This is a genomic window from Robertmurraya mesotrionivorans, from assembly GCF_050971805.1.
GTDB lineage: Bacteria > Bacillota > Bacilli > Bacillales > Cytobacillaceae > Robertmurraya_A.
In genome coordinates this window covers 1-2,049 of record NZ_JBPCCH010000043.1, presented here as the reverse complement: position 1 = coordinate 2,049, position 2,049 = coordinate 1, and the positions used below count along the sequence as shown (strand labels likewise).

Sequence of the window (2,049 nt, the reverse complement as noted above, 5' to 3'; positions counted from 1 at the left end):
AGCTATGTTAAACAATAATGTTGATTTTTAATATAAACGAGGGGACTCCAGTATTTAGGAGTTCCCTTGTTAGTTCAATAATTTCTTTACATCGTTTAAAATGTAGTTTTTTAACTTTACAAGTTCATCTTTCTCAAAACCATAAGTATCTTTATCATTTGAATAACATTTAACCACTTTTTCAACAGTGTTTTTCATCTCTTTTGGAAATTTAGATAACCCCCAGTTACCAGCTTCTTGCTTTGAAGAAACAACTCCTTCTTTTAGGTACCAATAAACTCTAATCAAATTTAGCGTACAGTAAATTGGGTCTTCTTCGATATTTTCTAAACAATCTGTGAAATCACCCATTATTGATGATAGATAATCTGAGGATGGAACTAACGGAAAAACTTCATCAATAGATTTACCATATACACAAACCCCTCTTTTATTAGTGATGGTAATATGAGCAGCTAAATCTGCATCGGTATTAACATCACCATTCAAAAATTTGTCTGTTCCACTTAATAAATCATTGGCATATCGTTCTCTCCAAAATTCACTATAATGAAAATCAAATGGGCAAGGATGCTGCCAGACCCTTAATTGTTCAGTATTCAGGAAACTAATTTCAACAGGATAAGGGGAACTAGACTGCATTAATAAGAGCTTTGCTAATTTCCTTTTAGTTTCAACTGTCATCGACTTGTTTGTAACGACCAGTACATCAATATCACTACTCTTCGGATTAAATCCTCCCATTGCTAAAGAACCGTGGATATAGATACCAATCAAATCATCTTTGATTATTTCTGAAATCCTTTTTTGCAGGTTGCAAATAAAATCATTTGTATCGGATAAACTTGATTTCAAATTATAAACCATCTATTGTTACCCCTTTTTTCTATCTCACCTTCGATACATCGTTTGATTGTTCATAATGAAAATTGTGATAAACGCAATTTATCATAGCTGACATCAATTGAATGCAGGCTACTTTCAACAATCATCTTACTAACAGTTGTGTCGTCATTTCGATGTTTGATTTGGTCGAGAAATTGAAACCAACTCAAATAATGGTCGAGGTATTTTGTAGCCACACCATTAAATCGATTTAACCAGCCTTTTAAACGGCTGTGATAACTATTTACATTTTGAATATGATAAACACCACGGACACGTTCCTTACCATCTGATTTAAATCTATAATGTTCAAGTCCTTTTTCTTTTGCGTAGGTCATAAATGCCCGCCAAGCATCAGTACAAAGAACATTGGAAGATGTAAGTTTAGACCCAATAGCTTCTTCCAAACGAGTTTTTATAATCCGACCCTGACCAACTACTTTCGAGTATGTTACCTTTTGACGGTCTCTTGCAACAAGAACACAGACTTGTTCTTTGCTGATACCCCGTTGAGAAGACGACCCTCCACGTTTTCGAGCTTTTCGACCCTCCACTTTACGTTTCCCTTTTTCCGAGTAGAGAAAATAAGTTTCGTCCATTTCCACAATACCTTCGAATTGGTCAAAATCCATCTTTTTAATGGCTGAAAGGAGCTTGTGCCTCCAATAAAATAAAGTTACATAATGAACTTCTAAAAGCTCTGACGACTTACGCAGAGAATAACCTTCTATCATACACTGAACAAACTCCAACCATTTGTGAGGAAGATGAGTACGATGAAGAGGCGTATTAGTCACATCAGTAAACGTCTTTCCGCAATCTTTGCAGCGGTATCGTTGACGCTCCATTGTTCTGCTACCCATTTTCACATTATACTTACCGAAACGAACGGAGTTATTGGAATGGCAATAAGAGCAAGTAAATCCATCTTTATGCTTCCGGTCTGAAACCTCTTTAAAAACAGGTTCACTTGCAGAATAGGAAGCCAAAGATTTAGTAAAGAACTCTTTTAGTCGGTATTGGTCTGCCGTACTCAACTTTCTAATTTCTTGGATAATGTCCTTCAATGCCATTCTTGCCAACTCCATCTTGTTAATTTTACAAATCCATTATAGAACAAGAGTTCGTTGTAATCAAATATCAACAGAGTTATTTAACATAGCT

Annotated in this window: 2 protein-coding genes; both read right to left on the bottom strand. The window is 35.3% G+C overall.

Going from position 1 to position 2,049, the window contains the following annotated elements; all coding sequences use genetic code 11:
* Positions 1 to 69: 69 nt before the first annotated feature.
* Positions 70 to 867 carry an aminoglycoside adenylyltransferase domain-containing protein gene (locus tag ACRX5O_RS25115; RefSeq protein WP_433908433.1) on the bottom strand — a complete coding sequence of 266 codons (798 nt, stop codon included), beginning with the start codon at positions 865 to 867 and terminating at the stop codon, positions 70 to 72.
* A gap of 50 nt (positions 868 to 917) precedes the next feature.
* Positions 918 to 1,958: an IS1595 family transposase gene (locus ACRX5O_RS25110; RefSeq protein WP_433908432.1), complete on the bottom strand. Its 1,041-nt coding sequence runs from the start codon at positions 1,956 to 1,958 to the stop codon at positions 918 to 920.
* Positions 1,959 to 2,049 lie beyond the last annotated feature (91 nt).

Excerpts from the sequence above, each read along its gene's own strand:
- ACRX5O_RS25115 (WP_433908433.1), bottom strand. The coding sequence starts at position 867 with ATGGTTTATAATTTGAAATCAAGTTTATCCGATACAAATGATTTTATT.
- ACRX5O_RS25110 (WP_433908432.1), bottom strand. The coding sequence starts at position 1,958 with ATGGCATTGAAGGACATTATCCAAGAAATTAGAAAGTTGAGTACGGCA.